The organism is Plasticicumulans sp. (assembly GCF_035331805.1).
Lineage (GTDB): Bacteria > Pseudomonadota > Gammaproteobacteria > Competibacterales > Competibacteraceae > Plasticicumulans.
Window position 1 is genome coordinate 7,897 of record NZ_DAOLKE010000099.1, and the last position, 3,127, is coordinate 11,023.

Consider the following 3,127-nt stretch of genomic DNA (forward strand, 5'->3'; position numbering starts at 1 on the left):
GGATTCGGGGTGGCCAACGGCGCAATCTCCGGTAAGCGGCACTGGCGACAGGGGCTTGCCGCTGGCTTCTAGGATGTGATCACATTTTCCGGCCCGTCGTCCCGCCCCCGCAAGCCCGCTGGAGTCGTCATGTCCACCCCTCCGACCCTCGCCGACTGGCACGCCCGTGCCGCCGCGCTGCAACCGCTGAAGCAGCTGCTGATCGACGGCCGCTGGCAGGACGCCGCCGACGGCGCGACGCTGCCCTGCGTGAACCCGGCCAGCGGCCAGACGTGGACCTCGGTCGCCGCCGGCAGCAGCGCCGACATCGACCGCGCCGTGCGCGCGGCGCGCGCGGCCTTCGAGGACCGGCGCTGGGCCGGACAGGCACCGGCAGCGCGCAAGCGCGTGCTCCAGCGCTGGGCCGAGCTGGTCGAGGCGCATCGCGACGAACTGGCGCTGCTCGAAACACTGAACGTCGGCAAGCCGATCCGCGACGCGCTCGCCATCGACGTGCCGGCCACCGCGCGCTGCCTGCGCTGGTACGGCGAGGCGATCGACAAGCTCTACGACGAGATCGCCCCGACCGCCGAGCAGTCGCTGGCGCTGATCCGGCGCGAGCCGGTCGGCGTGGTCGGCGTGGTCGTGCCGTGGAACTTCCCGCTGATCATGAGCGCCTGGAAGCTCGGCCCGGCGCTCGCGGCCGGCAACTCGGTGGTGCTCAAGCCCGCCGAGCAGTCGCCGCTGTCGGCGCTGAAGCTCGCTGAACTCGCGCTCGAAGCCGGGCTGCCGCCGGGCGTGCTGAACGTCGTCACCGGCTACGGCCATAGCGCCGGGCGCGCGCTCGGCCTGCACGAGGATGTCGACGCCGTCGGCTTCACCGGCTCGACCGAGGTCGGCAAGCTGTTCCTGCAGTACGCCGGCCAGTCGAACCTCAAGCGCGTCTGGCTCGAATGCGGCGGCAAGACCCCGCACATCATCCTCGCCGACTGCCCGGACCTCGACGCCGCCGCGACCGCCGCCGCCTGGGGCATCTTCTTCAACCAGGGCGAGATGTGCACAGCCGGCTCGCGGCTGCTCGTCGATCGCCGCATCAAGGACCAGGTGCTGGAGCGCATCGTCGCGGTCGGGCGCACGCTCGCCCCCGGCGATCCGCTCGATCCGGCCACGCAGCTCGGCGCCATCGTCAGCAAGGAACAATGGCAGCGCGTGCTCGATTACATCGACATCGGCCGCGCGCAGGGCGCGACGCTGGCGCTCGGCGGTGCGGCGACGCGCGGTGCGACCGGCGGCTTCTACATCGAGCCGACCGTGTTCGACGGCGTCAACAACGCCATGCGCATCGCGCAGGAGGAAATCTTCGGCCCGGTGCTGTCGGTGCTCGCCGTCGACGGCGCCGAACAGGCCGTGCGCATCGCCAACGACACCATGTACGGGCTTGCCGCCGCGGTCTGGACGCGCGATCTCGCCACCGCGCACCGGGTTTCGCGACAGCTGCGTGCCGGGCTGGTCTGGGTCAACTGCTTCGATGCCGATGACATCACCACGCCCTTCGGCGGCTACCGCCAGTCCGGCAACGGCCGCGACAAGTCCCTGCACGCCTTCGACAAGTACACGGAGCTGAAGACGATCTGGATGCGCATCGGCGACTGAGCGCCCGCACGCCGCCGGCGCGGACGGAATTTGCGGCACGTCCGCCGGTCAGCCACGGAGCCCATCGCCCGCCCTGTCCCTCCGCATTCCCTCGCACCCAAGCATTCCCTCGCACTCACGAAGGTCCCGGCAAGATGCCCATCCCGATCCGCAGCAAGCAGGACTGGCAGGCCCTCGACGCCGCCCATCACCTGCACCCGTTCACCGATTACGCCGACCTGGCCGCGAAAGGCGCGCGCATCATCAGCTGGGCCGAAGGCGCCCATCTGCATGACGCCGATGGCCGCACCATCCTCGACGGCATGTCCGGGCTCTGGTGCGTGAACCTCGGCTACGGCCGGCGCGAGCTCGCCGAGGCCGCGCAGCGCCAGATGCTGGAGCTGCCGTACTACAACAACTTCTTCCAGACCGCCCACCCGCCGGCGATCGAGCTCGCGCACCGGCTCGCCGAGTTCGCGGCGCCCGATTACACGCGCGTGTTCTTCACCGGCTCCGGCTCCGAGTCGGTCGATACCGCGATCCGCATGATCTGGCGCTACTGGCAGCTGCAGGGGCAGCCGCAGCGCAACGTCATCATCGGCCGGCGCAACGGCTACCACGGCTCGACCATCGCCGGCGCCAGCCTCGGCGGCATGAAGGCCGTGCACGCGCAGCTCGCGCACCCGCTGCCGGGCTTCGTGCACATCGACCAGCCCTACGCCTTCGGCGAGGGCGCAGGGCTGGACCCGGCCGCATTCGGGCTGGAGCGTGCCCGCCAGCTCGCGCAGAAGATCGAGGAAATCGGCCCGGACAAGGTCGCGGCCTTCTTCGCCGAACCGATCCAGGGCGCCGGCGGCGTCATCATCCCGCCCGACACCTACTGGCCGGAGATCGAACGCATCTGCCGGCACCACGGCATCCTGCTGGTCACCGACGAGGTCATCTGCGGTTTCGGGCGCACCGGCCGGCGTTTCGGCGCCGAGTACTTCGGCGTCAAGCCCGACCTGATGACGGTCGCCAAGGGCCTGACCTCCGGCTACGTGCCGATGGGCGCGGTGCTGCTCGGCGCGCGCGTCGGCGAGGCGCTGGCGAGCGGCGGCGGCGAGTTCTTCCACGGCTACACGTACTCCGGCCACCCGGTCGCGGCGGCCGTGGCGCTGGAAGTGCTGCGCGTGCTCGAGCGCGAGCGCGTGATCGAGCGCGTGCGCGAGGACACCGGCCCCTATCTGCAGCAGCGCTGGCGCACGCTCGCCGAACACCCGCTGGTCGGCGAGGCGCGGGGCCTCGGCTTCTTCGGCGCGATCGAACTGGTGAAGGACAAGGCGAGCCGCGAACGCTTCCCGGAAGAAAAATCCGCCGGCCTGCGCTGCCGCGAGTTCTGCTTCGACAACGGCCTGGTCATGCGCGCCGTCGGCGACACGATGATCGTCGCCCCGCCGCTGATCCTCGATCGCGACGGCATCGACGAACTGGTCGAGAAGGCGTGGAAGTGTCTGGATCTGACGGCGCAGGCGCT

General features: G+C 70.7%; 2 protein-coding genes. Both read left to right on the plus strand.

From position 1 onward, the window contains the following. The first annotated feature begins 129 nt into the window (after nt 1–129). Nucleotides 130–1,632 (plus strand): aldehyde dehydrogenase, encoded by a 1,503-nt coding sequence (locus PKE44_RS09045; RefSeq protein WP_324550287.1) that lies wholly within the window; start codon nt 130–132, stop codon nt 1,630–1,632. A gap of 134 nt (nt 1,633–1,766) precedes the next feature. Next, nucleotides 1,767–3,127: aspartate aminotransferase family protein (locus PKE44_RS09050; protein WP_324550289.1), on the plus strand; the 1,361-nt coding region annotated here is incomplete at its 3' end.